At 45.7% G+C, this 16,171-nt stretch carries 15 protein-coding genes; 12 read left to right on the top strand and 3 right to left on the bottom strand.

Features of this window, described 5'->3' with window-relative positions; genetic code table 11:
- The first annotated feature begins 304 nt into the window (after positions 1–304).
- Positions 305–1,594, top strand: coding sequence for a DEAD/DEAH box helicase (locus tag EDC56_RS06050; RefSeq protein WP_123711577.1), 1,290 nt, complete (start codon positions 305–307; stop codon positions 1,592–1,594).
- A gap of 857 nt (positions 1,595–2,451) precedes the next feature.
- Positions 2,452–2,679, top strand: coding sequence for a penta-EF hand family protein (locus EDC56_RS06045; RefSeq protein ID WP_123711576.1), 228 nt, complete (start codon positions 2,452–2,454; stop codon positions 2,677–2,679).
- Positions 2,680–2,921: 242 nt separating this feature from the next.
- On the opposite strand, the gene EDC56_RS06040 is transcribed toward EDC56_RS06045, so the two are convergent.
- The 3 genes from EDC56_RS06040 to EDC56_RS19575 all read right to left on the bottom strand — a co-directional run bounded on the left by EDC56_RS06040 (position 2,922) and on the right by EDC56_RS19575 (position 5,001).
- Complete coding sequence (locus EDC56_RS06040) at positions 2,922–3,767, bottom strand: DMT family transporter (protein ID WP_123711575.1); 846 nt, start codon at positions 3,765–3,767, stop codon at positions 2,922–2,924.
- A gap of 410 nt (positions 3,768–4,177) precedes the next feature.
- A complete protein-coding gene (locus tag EDC56_RS06035) occupies positions 4,178–4,510 on the bottom strand; it encodes a YggL 50S ribosome-binding family protein (protein ID WP_123711574.1) in 333 nt (110 codons plus the stop codon).
- A 215-nt stretch (positions 4,511–4,725) separates the two neighbouring features.
- The gene (locus EDC56_RS19575; protein ID WP_162844096.1) at positions 4,726–5,001 is read right to left on the bottom strand and encodes a hypothetical protein; all 276 of its coding nucleotides are present in this window, start codon (positions 4,999–5,001) and stop codon (positions 4,726–4,728) included.
- 28 nt (positions 5,002–5,029) lie between these two features.
- Here EDC56_RS19575 and EDC56_RS06030 point away from each other — a divergent pair, with 28 nt between their 5' ends.
- The 10 genes from EDC56_RS06030 (at position 5,030) to EDC56_RS05985 (ending at position 16,151) form a co-directional block, all read left to right on the top strand.
- On the top strand, positions 5,030–6,652 hold the full coding sequence (locus tag EDC56_RS06030; protein ID WP_162844095.1) for an amidohydrolase: 1,623 nt from the start codon (positions 5,030–5,032) through the stop codon (positions 6,650–6,652).
- Between the two features lie 369 nt (positions 6,653–7,021).
- Positions 7,022–7,438: an RDD family protein gene (locus tag EDC56_RS06025; RefSeq protein WP_123711572.1), complete on the top strand. Its 417-nt coding sequence runs from the start codon at positions 7,022–7,024 to the stop codon at positions 7,436–7,438.
- Positions 7,439–7,600: 162 nt separating this feature from the next.
- Positions 7,601–8,113 (top strand): nuclear transport factor 2 family protein, encoded by a 513-nt coding sequence (locus EDC56_RS06020; RefSeq protein ID WP_123711571.1) that lies wholly within the window; start codon positions 7,601–7,603, stop codon positions 8,111–8,113.
- A 376-nt stretch (positions 8,114–8,489) separates the two neighbouring features.
- Positions 8,490–8,825, top strand: a complete 336-nt coding sequence (locus tag EDC56_RS06015) for a GPW/gp25 family protein (RefSeq protein WP_211333571.1) — start codon at positions 8,490–8,492, stop codon at positions 8,823–8,825.
- A 44-nt stretch (positions 8,826–8,869) separates the two neighbouring features.
- Positions 8,870–9,778 carry a phage baseplate assembly protein V gene (locus tag EDC56_RS06010; RefSeq protein ID WP_123711569.1) on the top strand — a complete coding sequence of 303 codons (909 nt, stop codon included), beginning with the start codon at positions 8,870–8,872 and terminating at the stop codon, positions 9,776–9,778.
- Positions 9,779–9,821: 43 nt separating this feature from the next.
- The gene (locus tag EDC56_RS06005; RefSeq protein WP_123711568.1) at positions 9,822–10,730 is read left to right on the top strand and encodes a baseplate assembly protein; all 909 of its coding nucleotides are present in this window, start codon (positions 9,822–9,824) and stop codon (positions 10,728–10,730) included.
- A gap of 2 nt (positions 10,731–10,732) precedes the next feature.
- Positions 10,733–11,659, top strand: a complete 927-nt coding sequence (locus EDC56_RS06000) for a phage tail protein I (RefSeq protein ID WP_123711567.1) — start codon at positions 10,733–10,735, stop codon at positions 11,657–11,659.
- A gap of 45 nt (positions 11,660–11,704) precedes the next feature.
- Positions 11,705–14,185 (top strand): phage tail-collar fiber domain-containing protein, encoded by a 2,481-nt coding sequence (locus EDC56_RS05995; protein WP_123711566.1) that lies wholly within the window; start codon positions 11,705–11,707, stop codon positions 14,183–14,185.
- 89 nt (positions 14,186–14,274) lie between these two features.
- Entirely contained in the window at positions 14,275–15,654 is a 1,380-nt protein-coding gene (locus EDC56_RS05990; protein ID WP_123711565.1) for a phage tail sheath C-terminal domain-containing protein, read from the top strand.
- Positions 15,651–16,151, top strand: coding sequence for a phage major tail tube protein (locus EDC56_RS05985; RefSeq protein ID WP_123711564.1), 501 nt, complete (start codon positions 15,651–15,653; stop codon positions 16,149–16,151). Before EDC56_RS05990 ends, EDC56_RS05985 begins: the two co-directional genes overlap by 4 nt.
- Positions 16,152–16,171 lie beyond the last annotated feature (20 nt).

Raw genomic sequence — 16,171 nt, 5'->3', positions numbered from 1 at the left:
CATTTTCTTGTCGCTGAGCGTTTTCTTAAAGGTTCAGGTCTTCGGCTAAGCAAGTTCCCCTGTCCTGATGGCCCATTTTTGTCGATAGCTGTCATCATAATTTCCCTTCATGCAGTAATGAGTGTTCAAGGGCGATCTTACTTTAAGCGTTAGCCCGATGTCAGCTGTAAGCGCCTTCTTTGATATTACTTGCCAGTTATTGCGGCCTAGAGTACCTTTTCGTTGGCACTGAGCTACCCCCTATTTGGCGAGCGTTAAATACGCTAAAATAGCACCACCTATCTTAGCCCTGAGCTCTTTCTTAATGACAACCGTTAAAGTGCCTGCCAGCTTCACCGAGCTTGGCCTTATTCCGCCCTTGTTGGCCCGACTAACTGAGCTGGAATATCAACAGCCTACGCCCATTCAGGCGCAAGCCATCCCGAGTGTGTTAGAGGGGTGTGATTTCATTGGCGGTGCTAATACTGGCTCGGGGAAGACCGCAGCGTTTGCGTTGCCGCTGTTGCAGCAGTTGTATGCTAAGCAATCATTCAGTCGCAAGCGTGGTCAGGGTAACTACGTGACGGGGCTGATTTTGGTGCCTACTCGAGAGCTCGCAAAGCAGGTGGCTGACAGCATCAAATCCTACGCGGTGCACTTTAACGGTGAGATAAAAACCGTGTCGGTGTTTGGTGGGGTATCGGTGAATACGCAAATGCAGGCATTGCGGGGTGGCAGCGATATTCTGGTAGCAACTCCGGGCAGGTTGCTCGACTTGATTTCGAGTAACGCGATCAAGCTCGACCGGGTAAAAGCTTTGGTACTCGATGAAGCCGATAGGATGTTGAGCCTGGGTTTTACTGAGGAGTTGTCGGCGATATTGTCGCTGCTGCCGGCGAAGAAACAAACCCTGCTGTTCTCGGCGACCTTTCCGGAGCAGGTACAGACGTTAACCCACAAGTTACTGAAAGATCCGGTTGAGGTGCAGCTGCAGAGTGCGGATGCGAGCACCCTCGTTCAGCGTGTGTTCACGGTGAATCAGGGGGAGAAGACGGCGGTGTTGGCGCACTTGATTAAGCAACACCAATGGCGACAGGCGCTGATCTTTGTCAATGCGAAGAATCACTGTGAGCACCTGGCAGAGAAGCTCTCCAAGCGGGGTATTGCCGCTGCAGTGTTCCATGGCAATATTGGCCAGGGCGCACGACAGCGGGTGCTTGAGGCGTTTAAAGCCGGCGAGATCGAGGTGTTGATTGCCACTGACATCGCAGCCCGTGGCCTTGATATAGAAAAGTTGCCTGTTGTCATTAACTTCAACTTGCCAAGAAGCCCGGCAGATTATATGCACCGCATCGGTCGTAGTGGTCGTGCCGGCGAGGTTGGTCTAGCGCTGTCGCTGATTGACCATGAGGACTACCATCACTTCAGAGTCATTGAGAAGAAGAATAAGATTCGGCTTGAGCGTGAGCAAGTCGAAGGCTTCGAGGTCGATGAGGCAAGCGTTCAGGCGTTGCTGGCAGTGGCAAAGCCGATGGTAAGGCCAGAGGGTAGCGGTAAGAAGAAACGTAAAAACAAGCCTACGGTAAATGCCGATATCTGGTCGCGGGTTAAGTAGCAGCTGAGCCGATAGCCTAGGCTGATGAGTGCTTTAAAAATAGTCCTGCCCTAGGATGAAAAGCCCCGCATGACGGGGCTTTTTTATGGGGGCGGTCAGGTGGTCTGGGTTACTCCTTGCCTGTTTGCTTGGTTGACACGTTTAGGCTGTTAGGTGTTTCGATTCCCTTAGCTTTCGATATGTCCGAAAATAGCGTGTGCATTATTGTATTTTTTACAGTGACGTATCTACTTTAATGTTGAAAATTTTCAACTATTAAGAGAATTTAAAATGTTGTTTGTAATTGTTGGTCCTGCAAGTGAAAGTCGGTGGCGTTGAAAGAGTTTTTTATGGCGCTGGAGATGTCGTTAGACTTTACAGGCTCGCTTGCAGGTGAGTCGAAGAGCTTAGTTGGATCTGTAATGGCGACAAGATTATAGTGATAACGGAATTTATGTTTTCACTGAACACAATTTTAATAATATTGCTGTGCGGCTTGATGGTCCTATGTACTCACTGAAAACAAAGCGTCAGAGTGTGTTGGCTTTTTTTTTATTAATGCTGCCAGCTTTTATGTTTTTGTTGTTCCCCTTCTTTTTATTTTAGGTGTCATATAAAAAGACTGAGCTCTTTGCTCTAGCTTTAAAGAGGGGGAGGGTTGGGTTGGCGCAGGTTACGCCTTATTATCATTGCATATCCCCCGGAGTTCAGAATGATCTAGGTCACACAGTATGGTCATACAGGTATTATTTAAAAACAAAATAGAAGACCGATTGTTTTTTTATTTTATTTGTCTCTTGTGCTTGACGTGATTTCGCTTGAATGATCATATGTACCTCCTAACCCAATCTAACAACCAAGTAATGGTGCAATAAGTTATGGCAATTCAAAGTTCAAAGTTCGACATTAACAACGACGGAATTATCGATGCGGCTGAAGCGTTGAAAGCTCAGCAAGCACGTTTCAACTCTTACGATAAAAACTCTGACGGTGAGTTGACTCTCGCAGAGGTTCATAGTGTTGTTGCAAACAATATGTCGAAATACCTGTCTGAAAAGGAAATCAGCGAGCTTGCTCGGGATACATTTAACGGCTTAAATAAATAGATTTAATCAACTCTAAGAAGATCGCTCGATGACCGGTTTATACTGGCTTTTAGTGTCGAGATGTTACTGCGTATAGCGTTGTTTCATTAAGTCGGGCATATTTTTCTCAGACATGATATTAAGAAACCAGCTATGGATTACTGTGGCTGGTTTTTTACGTGTGGAATAATTAAAGGTGTTAGAGGCGAGGCGTTAGAGTCGTGGCGTTAGGTTTTGATGGGGGGGCGTTATTTTATGAGCGTTCAGCCCTTGATCATCATGGCGCCCATGGCGACCAGAATGCAGGCTAATATACGGTAGTGGCCAAGGTGTTCCTTAAAAAAGAAGCTGCCAATAATGCCGGCGAAAATAATACTGCTCTCACGTAGCGCCGCGGCCTGTGCGATGGGGGCGATGGTCATCGCCCATAACACGAGGGTATAGGCGAGGGCACAACAACCACCTGCGAACAGGCCCTCAGGCCAATAGGATTGGATGTAGCTGGTGAGTTTATGGCGCTGTGTCTTGAACGTGCTGATTGGCAGCGGCAAGCAGGTGATGAAGTGTAAGTAGGTCGCGTATTGCAGGGCGTTTTTTGCCTCGCGTGCCCCTAAACCGTCAATAATGCTGTAGCTGGCAATGCAGATACCGCCGAGTAGTGCGTGCAACAAGTATTTGCTGCTGCTGGGGGATGCACTTTTTCCAGAAAGTATAATGCTAAAAATACCGATGGATAACAGTGTGATGCCACCAATGATGTAGGCGTTGAGTGCATCATCGAGAAATAATACTGAAAAGGCGACGACCAACAACGGCGGTGTGCCCCGCAGTACAGGGTAGACCTGGCTAAAGTCGGCCAGCTTGTATGCGCGCACTAGGCACAGCTTGTAGTAGGTGGCAAATACCGTAGAGCCAGCGATGTATAGCCAGATATGCGGGCTGGGCCAGCCGACAAACGGGAACAGTGGTAGGCAGATACACAGACCAAAGACATCGACCTGTGCCATTGATAGTAAACGGTCGTGGCCTTTTTTGATGATGGCGTTCCAGCTTGCGTGCAATATCGCTGCAGCCAGTACCAGCAGTATAGCCAAATCATTTGCATGCATCGATAACCACCGGGGCGACTAGGTTGAGCGTATAAAGAAGAAAAAGGGAGGAGGGAACGTGTACAGAGTATATTTTTAAAGTGTGACAGGATGATGACGATAATGCGCTGTGCTTTGGTTGTTTTTGAATGGGGTATTAATTTTCATATCGTTGTTAAAAACACTTTTATGCTTGTTTCATACTCTACAGAGGCTCAGATCAAGAGACGAGGCCAGGGGGGGGGGAGGTAAAGACGACGTAGTGTGACAGGTGGCAACAGTGAAAGGTGTTGCGGCAGATAGTCAGTGAGGATGGTATTAGTATTGAGATCTACGCTACCGAAAGTGAGAGCAGAGAAAAGCTATATTTGGCGGTGGACTTAAAACTACCGTAGTCGTCTAAGCCCCCGCAGAGAGTGTTTTACCGCAGGCTAGCTACCGTAGTAGACATCGGTTAGCTCGCCGACCTTGATGTCGCTGACGCATTCTTGCGCAGTCAACCAAGCTTGAACGGCATTACGATCGTCCTCGCTGGTGGAACCATAGCGTTGGTTAGACGTCACAAAGCCCTCAAAATGAGACTTGTTGCCGCCGCCGCTAATCATCAGCTCGCGACCATCAATCAGCGCGATGAGGCCGTCAAAAAAGGCGTCGTAGCCGGCTTCGTCGTTGAAGCTAAGTTGGCTTGAGAACTCGAAGCCCAAGATAGCAAATTCTCCCAGGTAGAGTTTTTTACGTAGGCGTCTGGACTGTGTGTTGCTCATGTTGTTCTCGCTTGTTAGTAGGCCCGTGGGCAGTATCAGTAGACAGAGTATTATAAGTGTTGCTGGCGTCAGCTTTATTGATCGAGGCTAGTTTCCTGTTAGCCGCGCCGGTATACAAGGGCTGGAGAGCTACAGGGCTACCGGTTAATCAGTTTTAGTTGTAGCTTCAGTTGGTTTAATCGGTCAACCAGCTGCCGGGTTATCCACAGGTAGTCCTAGGGACCTAGAGTAAATTCATCTTCACTTTGGGCAATTGCATTTGCCATGTCGGTGATTGGCTGGCTATTGGGTATGCTTGCTTGTGTTGCATCGTGCTCAATCATTCGGCTAATCATGCCTATACTTAGCCTTCTAGCGATAGTCCAGAGCATGATAGGGAGGCCGATAATGCTGGCAAAGCGAAGATGTTTATGGATATGGAGGGGGCTGTGGCTACTCATGCTGAGTGCTGTTGCGCTGTCAGTGCGAGCCGAGCCCGCTAGTTTAATCACGGTCTATACCGCGAAAAAAATAATTACCATGGATCCGACACTGCCCGAGGCGACCGCTGTGGCGGTGCGGGATGGGCGGATTATCTCGGTTGGCACCCTGGAAGAGCTACGCCCTTGGCTGAGCAGCGCGCCACATCGTGTCGATCAGCGCTTTGCCGATAAAATAATCTTTCCCGGCTTAATCGATCCGCACATGCACCCATTGTTGGGGGCCATTCAGTTGAGCTCGGTATGGATAACGCCGGAGCAATGGCAGGTGCTTGGGGACAATATACCGGCGACGAAGAGTCCGGAAAGCTACTGGCTGCGGTTAAAGGAGGCCGTGAAACAAGACGCGAACTCGGATACGCCGATATTTATCACATGGGGCTGGTCGGCGCCCGAGCATGGGCCGATGACACGGAAACTATTGGATGAGCGTCTAGGTACAGAAAAACCCGTGATGGTATGGCAAAGGTCGGCACACGCTGCGGTATTTAATAGCGCTGCGCTCAACTGGATGAAGCTAAAAGAGAGTGATATTGGTGAGCAATATGCGGAAACAATAAACTATCGAGAAGGCAGCTTTACTGAAAACGGCTTTTTTGAAGTGGCAGTGACACGTCTCGCTTCGTATATATTGGCGCCGAAGTTTATCGACGCAGGATTTGATCGGCTGAACCAGTACCTGCAGGGTAATGGCGTGACAACAGTCAGTGATATGAGCTTTGGTGCGGTAAATATTCAGCTCGAAGTCGATAACTACCAGCGTAACCTAGTGGATAAGCAGGTTTTTTACCGTACTGTGATTGTGCCGGATGCCTATAAAGTCGCGTTGCAAAATGGTGGCTTGGAGGTCTCGTTCAATCTGTTGGATGAGCGTTTGAATAAGCCTTCCTTGGTGCCGCAGATCGTCAACGGGCGGCGGGTAAAGTTCTTCTCTGACGGTGCGATGTTTTCACAGATGATGAAGCTGCATCCGCCGGGCTATATCGACGGGCACAAGGGGCAGTGGTTGACGCCTCGTGAGGTATTTTTGCAGCAGGCACAAAAATACTGGGATGCGGGCTATCGCATCCATGTGCATGCCAACGGTGACGCCGGAATCGATAATGCATTAGATATTCTGCAGGCGATACAGGCGAAAACAACGAGGCCGCCGCACAGTTTCATCATCGAGCACTATGGCTACGCAGATGATCGCATTAATCGGCGCACAGCCGATTTGGGTGCGGCGGTGTCGGCAAACCCGTATTACCTGTACTTGCTCGGTGACAGTTACTCAGAGGTCGGGCTCGGCTATGATCGCGCCGGCCGTATCGTCCCCCTATCAGGTTTGGTGGATAGAGGGGTACCTGTCGCGCTGCACTCGGACTTTGGCATGGCGCCATCGAAGCCGTTGCTATTGGCCTGGGCGGCCATGACGCGCATGACGGTCAGTGGTAAAGAAAAAATTCCGCCACGGGCATTAACGGTGGATGAGGCGCTGAAGGCGGTGACGATTGATGCCGCCTACATTCTTGGCTTAGATAGAGACATTGGCAGTATACAATCGGGTAAAAAAGCAGATTTTGTAGTACTTGAAAAAAACCCTTACAGCGTAAAGCCCGATCAGTTACGTGAAATAAAAATCATCGGCACGGTATTCGAAGGTAGAGTACACGAACGTTAGGCGAGGTGTCACATATCTTGTGTGCGGACCGGTCGGCTCTTGTGCAATGCGCAGCGCGGAGGATAATTCGTTAAGTGCACTGCGCTGGGGTTTCTAGAGCAATATGTTTCGGTAGTAAGCTCTTTATACAATTTTAAATAGTGCGTGTGCGGAGTAGTTTGTTGCATTTACTCTGTAATTGCCTGTGACTTATCTATCTGGTAATGTCTGTTCAGAGTTGAACGAATAATTAACAAAAATCATTACTTTAATAACTGCTTGTTTGTGTAGCCTGTGCGGGAGGGTCATTTTATGTGGCTCAACATATTATAACGATAAAATTAATGCCGGCCAATTATCAGTGTCGATGCGTTTTCAGTTGGATAAATAATGAATAAAGATGTGGTGTACTCAGGGTTCTGGGAACGAACATTGGCGGCCTTGGTGGATAATATCTGGATTGCAATTTTAGTCGATGCAATTTTACTAGTCTTATATGGCTCTACAACCATCAATGTCGATGATTATATTTCGCTCTTGCTTCGTTTTGCTGTGCCGATGCTGTTAATCGTTTGGTTTTGGGCGTGTCACGCGTCTTCGCCGGGTAAGATGATGTTTAATTTGACTATCGTTGACGCTGATTCATTAAACCAGGTTTCAAAAAGACGTTTAATCATACGATTTTTAGCCTATGTTGTTTCGTTTGTTCCTTTATTGATAGGTTTTATTTGGATGGGTTTTGATAACCGAAAGCAAGGTTGGCATGACAAACTTGCAAATACCGTCGTAGTTAAAAATGAGTACTAATTTGGCTGTAGAGTAATCGGCCTGCGGAAGAATTAGCGTGGGCCGTAAACGATTGGTTAGCGACGTCTTTGGGGTTAATAAGGTTGTTAATGTTTGTTGTATTTTCCCTTTGCGATGAATCGATAATTTTACATTGGAAAACAAAAAAAAGGATGTGCATAAATGCTATGCCCTGAAACACTTCGTCAACGCGCTAATGATCTCGTACGCTTTCACGCAGAAGCCGACGAGAGGAATGAGTGGACATTTTTCGTCGAAGAGATGTATGCCGAAGACTGTGTTTATACCTGCGAATATGCCGGTGTGTTGTTGGTAGAGTCGATTGGTATCGAGGCTATAAAATCGACACACTATGGCCGTGATATGGCCTATGGCTGGGAGGCTTGGACGTTTCCCTATACAGGTGTCTATATAGGGGAAGAGAACAAGGTTATTAACCACTGGATGAATAGGGGGCCCGGCAGGCGGGCAGATGGCCGTCACTATGAAACTCCCGGCGTGTCCTTTATTACCTTTAATGACAGTGGCAAGATTTGTCGTCAGCTCGATATGTTCGATCTTGCTCATCAGATGAAACTGTGTGATGAGCTTGATGGCTTAGGGTTGTTGTCTGCCTCATTAAAAGAAAGTTGGGTTAAACCAATGAAAAAGAAGTTGATTGAAATGCTCGACTAGGTTGATGTACTAAACCTTTTCTCTCCTCCCCCCTTGTCCCCCCCCGTATCTCTTCTGGCTTTGTGCCTGGCTTAAACGGTCGATGAAACCTCCCTCTTAATAATGAATATTTAGCCTGTCGCTGACTATTCGTGTAGGTGATGTTTTCGCGAGCTATTGCTGTCGACTGTACTGCGAATAATTCCGTTAAACTGATGGTGTAAATGATCATCGATAAAGCCGAGTTTACTTCCCGTGAAGTCGGTAAATTACAAAACAATACATTGAAAGTTGTAAATACCTCTTTGAAGGTGCAAGAAAAGTTTGCGTGTTGTTACGTTTTATTCGCTGCTAATCATCGAGTATTTGTTTTAAAAGGAATTTTATCGTGCAAGGTATGAACAATGAAACAGGGAAAGTTATCGACTCGGTATCGCATCTCAAGCAATCAATAATAGATATTATAACAACGCCTATTGGCTCAAGGGTGATGCGTCGTGACTACGGTTGTGGTCTGTTCTCGTTGATTGACAGTCCTGTTAACGCGACGCTCATTGCAGGGATACGTACGTCGGTTATCGAGGCCCTAGATCGATATGAGCCGCGCGTTAAGGTGCGTAAGGTTGAGGTGAATAGTATTGAGTCTGGCGTTATTAGCATATCGCTGGAAGCGTTATACCTACTTGAGAATCGCATGTTTACTCTTGAGGACCTAAAGGTCGAGCAGCGATAGTTGATCATTAGGTTTTTGATAAAATTAATTGTGTTGGTGAACGTATGCTGATGAATAAGCTATGCCAGATTCATGCGAAAGTTAGTGATTTGGTTGTGATTGGTCGTGTTGTTGATTCTACGGATAAAGAAAAAAAAGAGAAGAAAGATGAAGAGAAGGAGGGCGAAGGGTTTGTTAAGCAAGTGGTTCTTGTAGAAATAGGCGAGGCAGAAGAAGGCAGGTCTGTTAGATTGTGGATGCCATGGTTAGCGCCAAGGGCTGGTGAAGATTTGGAGTATTGGAAACCACAGCTTGATGAGCAGGTTTGTATTGTCGTGCCATCAGGTGATTTGCAGCAGGGGATAATTGTTGGCAGTCTCTATAGTGATAAACATGACTTTAATAAGGGGAATATGCCTGATGAAAGTTATCTGAAACGAAAAGAGGCTGGAAAAATTCACTCGCGTATTTATGGGGATGGTACGCAAATTGATTACGATAAAGAAAAACATATTTTTGAATTGAATCAGAGGTACGAGCCTGGTGGTGAGTTAGGTGTTGATGTTGTCAGCACGCTGCAAGAAAATAGCTCAAAAATCCTTGTTAATTTAAAAAATAAATACAGTTTGGAAATTAATGAGGTTGATGATAGCTCAAGCTTTCTGGTTGATTTAAATAATAAGTGCCGCTTAGAAATGAAAGAGGCTAGTGATAGCTCAAAATTTCTTGTTAACTTGAATAGTAAGCGCTGTTTGGAAATAAGTGAAGATGGTGATAGCTCAAGATTTCTTGTTGATTTGAATGGTAAGTGCTCTCTGGAAATAAATGAAGATGGTGATGGTAGTGTTGATGTTAAGGTCGATAAAAAGGTTCGTTTAAAGTTGTCGGGTGATGGCACTATTTATATAAATGCTGAAAAAATAAAAATTGTAGCAGACGTTGAGGTCAAAGGTAAGCTTGACGTGATTGAATGATCTGCAGAATGACGAAGGCTTATTAAAACAAGGACGAACGGTTATGAATGAGTTTAATGCTATTGATTTAAGCGGTATACCCGCCCCCGATATTGTTGAAACACTTGACTACGAAGATGTTTTTCGATCGATTAAGGATCAGTTTGATGACATATACCCAGATATTTCAGTAGATAGTTTGTATGAAAGTGAGCCAATAATTAAATTGTTAGAGCTTTTCGCTTATCGTGAAATGTATTTGAGGGCGCGTATTAATGAGGCGGTAAGACAGGTGATGCTAACGACTGCGACGGGGACGAATTTAGAAAACCTTGCTGCACTGGTTGGGGTGGAGAGAAGGGTGCTGATTCCAGAAGATGCAGATTCATCGCCTCCAGTAATGGCTATCTACGAAGATGATGAGAGCTTACGCAAGAATACCCTTTATGCTTTTGAGGGCGCCAGTACGGCAGGGCCGCGCGGTGCTTATATCGCACACGCAAAATACGCGGACGCTAGAGTCAAAGACGTCTATGTTGACTCTCTGAAAGAAGGTGAGGTGACTGTATGGGTGTTATCAAGAGAGGATAATGGCCTGCCGAAGCAAGAGATATTGGATGCCGTAGTCAATCAGCTCAACGACGATGACGTTCGGCCAATTACGGATAAGGTCAATGTACTGCCTGCGACGGTGAAAGACTTTAAACTCGATGCCGAGTTGTATTTTAACCCTGGCATTAATGTGGAAGAGGTTTTAACTCGATCGAAGAGTGCAGTTAGCGAATATCTGGATGACCAGCAGTTCTTAGGGAGGCCTATTACTATCGCAGGTCTATATGCCGCACTCTACCGCCCCGGTGTGAGTAATGTGTTGCTTAAATCCCCGGCTGCTGACTGTTTAGTTTCAGCATCCGAGGCGTTGTACTGTGATTACAGTTCAAAAGAAAGTTTCTCTATTGTCGCTGGTGTTTGATCATGACGATAAATATAAAGCAAGCTATTACGGCAGTTGATGATGTTATTGTGTTCAAAGAGCTACATATTTTGAACGGAATAATAACTGGTGAGATTGCGATTACGCCGCTAGTAACGAATGAGTATGATGTCACGGCTTACTATCTATATTGGGGCGATGAATCTGGGGAGATAGTAGGCGAATGTTTTCAATACTTTTCCTTTGATTCTTTTGACAAAAATGGCAGAAAGGCTTTCGATCTGCCAATTAATATTGTGTTTTCGGGGGATAGGCTACCGCTAGGGGCGAGAAGTGTGCTCGTTTATTTAGAGAATAACAATGAACAAATTCTCTACTGTAGTCGGGTTCTTTGGAGCGAGGAGTCACTACTTCCGCCGAACGCAAGCCACCTAGAAAAGGCTCTAGCACAGTTGACACAGAGGGTCAGCCAGTTACCGGTTGAGCTGGTGAAACTTTGGTCTCCCTCGCAGTGCCCTGACAACTTTCTGCCTTGGCTGGCTGATGGTGTTTCGGTTGATAATTGGTATGTCAATATCAATGACGCGATGTCTGAGTCGATTAACCGACGAAATATTATTCGCAACAATGCGTCAGTGCATAAGCACAAGGGAACTGTTGGTTCTATAAAACGGGCATTGCAGTCGATAGGTATTGAAACAAAGATAACGGAAGCCTGGGAGCCCGGTGCAGTAATTAAGAAACCGTATTATTTCGGCATTGAGCTAATTCTCAATGGGGGTTATGCAGGTGGGTCAAATGAGCAGTTGGAGGCAGATCTTAGGCGTATTATCGATCGAATTAAGCCGGCGAGAAGCCGCTATAAATTAGTGATTACCATGGTTCAATCTGCCGATATCACTATGGTGCCAAGAGTGGGGGTGTTGGAGTATTTACATCTCAACATGATCGCTACACTCCCAAAGTAGTAAATAATTTCGTGAAATGAAAGCTGAATAAATTAAAGGATTAATATGAGTGTAATTATACAGCCGTTGATTACAAAAGCCGGTATTACGGCAATGATCAACGCACAAGAAAATGGCTTTAAAGTAAAAATAACCCATGTTGGGGTTGGTGATGGTGTTCCGGGTGGCTATAAAGCACTTGATACACAAGCCTCTTTAAAATCTGAGTTGCATCGTGTCGAAGTTAGTGGCGGTGAATTGATAGGAAGTAAGCACAATCAATTACACATCACAGCGATTGTTAATGAGCGATCAGGCAATCCACCTAACCATAATTATGATATTTATGAAGTAGGCTTTTATTTGTCAGATGGTACGCTGTTTGCCATTTACGCGTCGGAGCAAGATAAAATAGCGCAGAAAGTATTAGGGACTGACTTTCTGTTGGCCTTTGATATTACGTTATCTGGAGTTTCCGCCGATGCGGTTGTGATCGATGGCGACTCTAATCTGGCGCTACCTTTACCCGTGGCACGTGATAATCTCTTGTTGGGTGAAAATACAGTAAAAATTCATACCCAATATCAGTTCGATCAACTATTCAACCAGGGGGATAAAACGGTCGTTGAAGAAAATACGACTATTGTGTTGAGCCCAATACAAGGTACTAAGGAGGGCGAGATTAGTTGCGGGGCATGGGGAGGCGTGGGTGACGAGGCGCACAATAGTTACAATGGCCGGCCTGCCTATATACTCAAGAATAGTATCGTGCTGCGAAGCGGTGTTTGCATTATTGGCTTTAACCCCTATGACACCGTTGTTATCAAAAGTTCAGCAGATATTAAGGTTTTCGTAGGTTCGATGGATCACCCTGTTGATGGTGTTTTACTAGAAGGTTGGAGTTTTGATGGCCGTGGTGGTGTAAACAGCCTAGGCGGCACATTGGTTGGTAGCGGTAGCGGTGGTGCTTTCTATCTTGATCATGCTGATCACTGCCAGCTTAACTGTCATGTTATTAATCACAAGATTCACAATGATAATAACACGGCGTTAGGCGGGGGGATTTACGCCGTACGAGGGGAAAACCGTTATTTGCAGGCGCAATATATTATCTCCAATAGTGCCGACAATGGTGGCGGTGTGGCTAATGCGCTATTGGCGAACTTAACGATCACAGACTGTCAAGCAACCAAAGCTGGTGCTGTTGGGAGTGGTGCAGTTGGTGGTGAACTGTCTAATTATCATTTTGTTGGTTGCGTTGGTGACTCCGCGGTGAAAGGTGTTTCTAATCAAGATGGCTCGAGAATTGGCGTTGGTACAATATCACCACAGGGGGCTTTGCATATATCAAGCGCAAAAAATGGTTCTTGTGATGTTATTTTGGAGGCGGACACTGATAATAATAATGAAGCAGATACCCCTTCAATACTATTCAGACAGGATGGCGGGTTTGATCGTTCTAATATTAAGCAGGCGGATAATGAGTTGATCATATCCAATGCCGCTGAGCGTTATCAAGATCGTGTAGGAGGCATTATTTTCAAAACGGCTAACGACCAAAATATCGATAATGCCGTCGAAAGAATGAATATTAGTGCAGAAGGAAAGGTGAGTGTTAAAGAAAGCTTATCAGTTGGTAATAGCGTGGGTATTGGCACTGATAATCCGAAGGCTAACCTACATATATCCAGTGGTGATGCGGGCGACTGCAAGTTAATACTAGAATCAGATACCGATGATAATAATGAGGGCGATAATGCTTCAATTATCTTTAGGCAAGATGGGGGCTATGATTCTAGTAGCATTCGACAGGCCGACAATGCACTCGAGTTAGTCAACCATGCCACGATAAGAGGGGGTATTACCCTCAAGACGACGGCTGAGCTGGGCAAGGATAAGGAACGTTTTCATATTACTGCGGGCGGTAATGTTGGTGTAGGCACTGTGACGCCATCGCATCTTTTGGATGTCAATGGAGATGTTGTTGCTAAAAGACTGGGGCTTAATACTGGCACAAACACATCGCTTCACCTCAATGTCGCTGGCTATGGCAGCATGAAACGCCTGCATGTAGGTGATGATCAGTCGGAAGACAAGGGGCTGAATCAGGGACATATTAAAGATGGTGATGTGTTGGCAGATCGCTTTGTTGACAAGAAAAATGGCAACTATTATGTGCAGCCATCGAGCCGATCGAACTTTGTTGATGTGGTATCAAATGGTCATGTTGCACAGAATAGCAATATCACTAACTCTTTAACAATGAATAATCGAACGCCTATCGAGATTGTACGATTTAAGAGTGGGGAAAACAGGGATACGTCTGATTGGCCTCCAGGTGAATGGAATGCCGTCATTACTGGTTTCGATACCGGTGTAGCAGATATTCAGGAGGATGGATCTGGGAGATTTATGGGTGTTCAAATGTTGATTTCGAATGGTCAATGGTATATCTACAGTCTGCTGCATACTCATCATGATGGTGCTGACTGGGAAGTAGATGTGATGTTTATTCGTAAAGAAATGTCATCTCGAAGAAATTTTTAATTTTTAGTAATGATCGCCTATAGGAAGTAAGTATAGGCTTTACACCTGTGCCTGGATGGCATGTTTAATGATGTAGTAAGGAGATAATTATGAGTTTTTTACATGGGGTGGAGATAGTCGAGTTAAATGGAGGAGCGAGACCGATCGAAACCTCGTCTTCATCTGTTATCGGTTTAGTTGGCACGGCGCCAATAGGTCCGGTTAATATCCCGACGGTTATTGCAGGATCGAGGAAAGAGGCGATAGAAAAGTTTGGTGGTCTAGGTGGTGATTGCAGTATACCTAGTGCGTTAGATTCAATATTCGATCAGACAGGTGCTGTTGTCGTTGTGATTAACGTACTTGATCCATCGATGCATAGCGAAGAAAAACCTGAGGCAGATTATAAGCTGGTTAAGGGCGAGTTAATTCTAAACGATAACTACGCTTATGATGTCAAGATCACCGCGGCTGATCATCCGGCGGAATATGTTTTAGGTGAAGACTATCACTTTGACAGTGCCAGTGGTTTGGTGACGGCGATAGAAGGCAGCCCCATCAATACGCCAGAGACACTTAAGATAGCCTATACGGTAGTTGATCCAACGAAGGTAAGCCAAGATGAAATAGAGGGGGCAGTCAACCAAGAGGGCGAATACACAGGCATACAGGCATTAATGGGGGCAGAGAGTGTTGTGCATATAGCCCCGCGGCTGTTACTTGCTCCTGGCTATACGCAAATTAAGAGTGTTACAGATAGCTTGATCCAGGTAGCGGATAAGTTACGAGGCATTGTGATAGCGGATGGCCCTGGCGGAACGGATAGCGAGGCGATTGACTATAGGAAGAGCTTTGATAGCGCGCGACTCTATCTTGTTGACCCTTGGGTGACTGTTTACGATAGCAAAACAAAAAAAGAGAGTAAGAAGCCAGCATCACCTTATGTAGCCGGTGTTATTACAAAGTCAGATCATGAGCGCGGTTTTTGGTGGAGCCCATCAAATAGGCCAATAAGAGGGATTAGCGGCACGTCGCGACCTATCGACTTTGCACTGGGTGATAAGACCGCACGCGCTAACTTGTTAAATGAACAGGATGTGGCGACGATTATTCGCCAAGATGGCTACCGTCTTTGGGGTAATCATAGCTGTTCTAGTGACCCAAAATGGCAGTTTATTAGTGTACGTCGTACCGCGGACCTTATTAACGATGCCTTGCAGCGAGCTCATCTTTGGGCGATAGATCGTAATATTAATAAAACCTATATCGATGATGTGACAGGTAGTGTGAATAATTATCTGCGATCTTTGAAAGCTAAGGGCGCCATCATTGATGGTAACTGCTGGGCTGACCCAGAGATGAATACGCCTGCAGAAATAGCGGCGGGCAGAGTCTATTTCGACTTTGATTTTACGCCACCATTCCCTGCAGAACATATCACTTTCCGTAGCAGTTTAGTCAATGATTATTTAGAGGAGATATTCGCATGATCCCCAAGGTTCTTAAAAACTTTAATTTGTTTGTCGATGGCGTTGGTTATGCCGGTATTGTTGATGAGCTGAGTTTGCCAAAATTAGGCTTACATACTGCAGAGATCAGTGCTGCGGGTATGGATGCTCCAATCGATATTGATATGGGCATGAAAAAGCTAACCTGTCAATTTACACTGAGTGAATACGACGTTAACAGTATTTCCCACTTTGGCCTTGGTGATGGTGCGCAGGTAAGCCTGAAGATACGCGGTGCGCTGGATAATGAGGAAGGTGTGACCCCTATGGTGGTAACGCTGCATGGAGCTTGGAGTGAGGTCGATTTTGGTAAGTGGAAGGCGGGCGAAAAAACCTCTCTAAAGGTAAATGTTAGCTTGAGATACTACAAGTTGAGTATAGGTGGAAAAGACCTGGTAGAAGTAGACGTGCTGAATATGAAGCGCATCATTAATGGTGTCGATCAGTTGGCAACAACTCGTGATGCCATTGGTATTTAGTAAAGCTTTCTACTAGCCTG

It is taken from the genome of Sinobacterium caligoides (assembly GCF_003752585.1).
GTDB lineage: Bacteria > Pseudomonadota > Gammaproteobacteria > Pseudomonadales > Sinobacteriaceae > Sinobacterium > Sinobacterium caligoides.
This window is presented reverse-complemented; position numbering and strand designations above follow the sequence as displayed.

What these genes read in the sequence shown, in the direction of transcription:
- EDC56_RS06050 (WP_123711577.1), top strand. Translation starts at nt 305, where the DNA reads ATGACAACCGTTAAAGTGCCTGCCAGCTTCACCGAGCTTGGCCTTATT.
- EDC56_RS06045 (WP_123711576.1), top strand. Translation starts at nt 2,452, where the DNA reads ATGGCAATTCAAAGTTCAAAGTTCGACATTAACAACGACGGAATTATC.
- EDC56_RS06040 (WP_123711575.1), bottom strand. Translation starts at nt 3,767, where the DNA reads ATGCATGCAAATGATTTGGCTATACTGCTGGTACTGGCTGCAGCGATA.
- EDC56_RS06035 (WP_123711574.1), bottom strand. Translation starts at nt 4,510, where the DNA reads ATGAGCAACACACAGTCCAGACGCCTACGTAAAAAACTCTACCTGGGA.
- EDC56_RS06030 (WP_162844095.1), top strand. Translation starts at nt 5,030, where the DNA reads ATGGATCCGACACTGCCCGAGGCGACCGCTGTGGCGGTGCGGGATGGG.
- EDC56_RS06025 (WP_123711572.1), top strand. Translation starts at nt 7,022, where the DNA reads ATGAATAAAGATGTGGTGTACTCAGGGTTCTGGGAACGAACATTGGCG.
- EDC56_RS06020 (WP_123711571.1), top strand. Translation starts at nt 7,601, where the DNA reads ATGCTATGCCCTGAAACACTTCGTCAACGCGCTAATGATCTCGTACGC.
- EDC56_RS06015 (WP_211333571.1), top strand. Translation starts at nt 8,490, where the DNA reads ATGAACAATGAAACAGGGAAAGTTATCGACTCGGTATCGCATCTCAAG.
- EDC56_RS06010 (WP_123711569.1), top strand. Translation starts at nt 8,870, where the DNA reads ATGCTGATGAATAAGCTATGCCAGATTCATGCGAAAGTTAGTGATTTG.
- EDC56_RS06005 (WP_123711568.1), top strand. Translation starts at nt 9,822, where the DNA reads ATGAATGAGTTTAATGCTATTGATTTAAGCGGTATACCCGCCCCCGAT.
- EDC56_RS06000 (WP_123711567.1), top strand. Translation starts at nt 10,733, where the DNA reads ATGACGATAAATATAAAGCAAGCTATTACGGCAGTTGATGATGTTATT.
- EDC56_RS05995 (WP_123711566.1), top strand. Translation starts at nt 11,705, where the DNA reads ATGAGTGTAATTATACAGCCGTTGATTACAAAAGCCGGTATTACGGCA.
- EDC56_RS05990 (WP_123711565.1), top strand. Translation starts at nt 14,275, where the DNA reads ATGAGTTTTTTACATGGGGTGGAGATAGTCGAGTTAAATGGAGGAGCG.
- EDC56_RS05985 (WP_123711564.1), top strand. Translation starts at nt 15,651, where the DNA reads ATGATCCCCAAGGTTCTTAAAAACTTTAATTTGTTTGTCGATGGCGTT.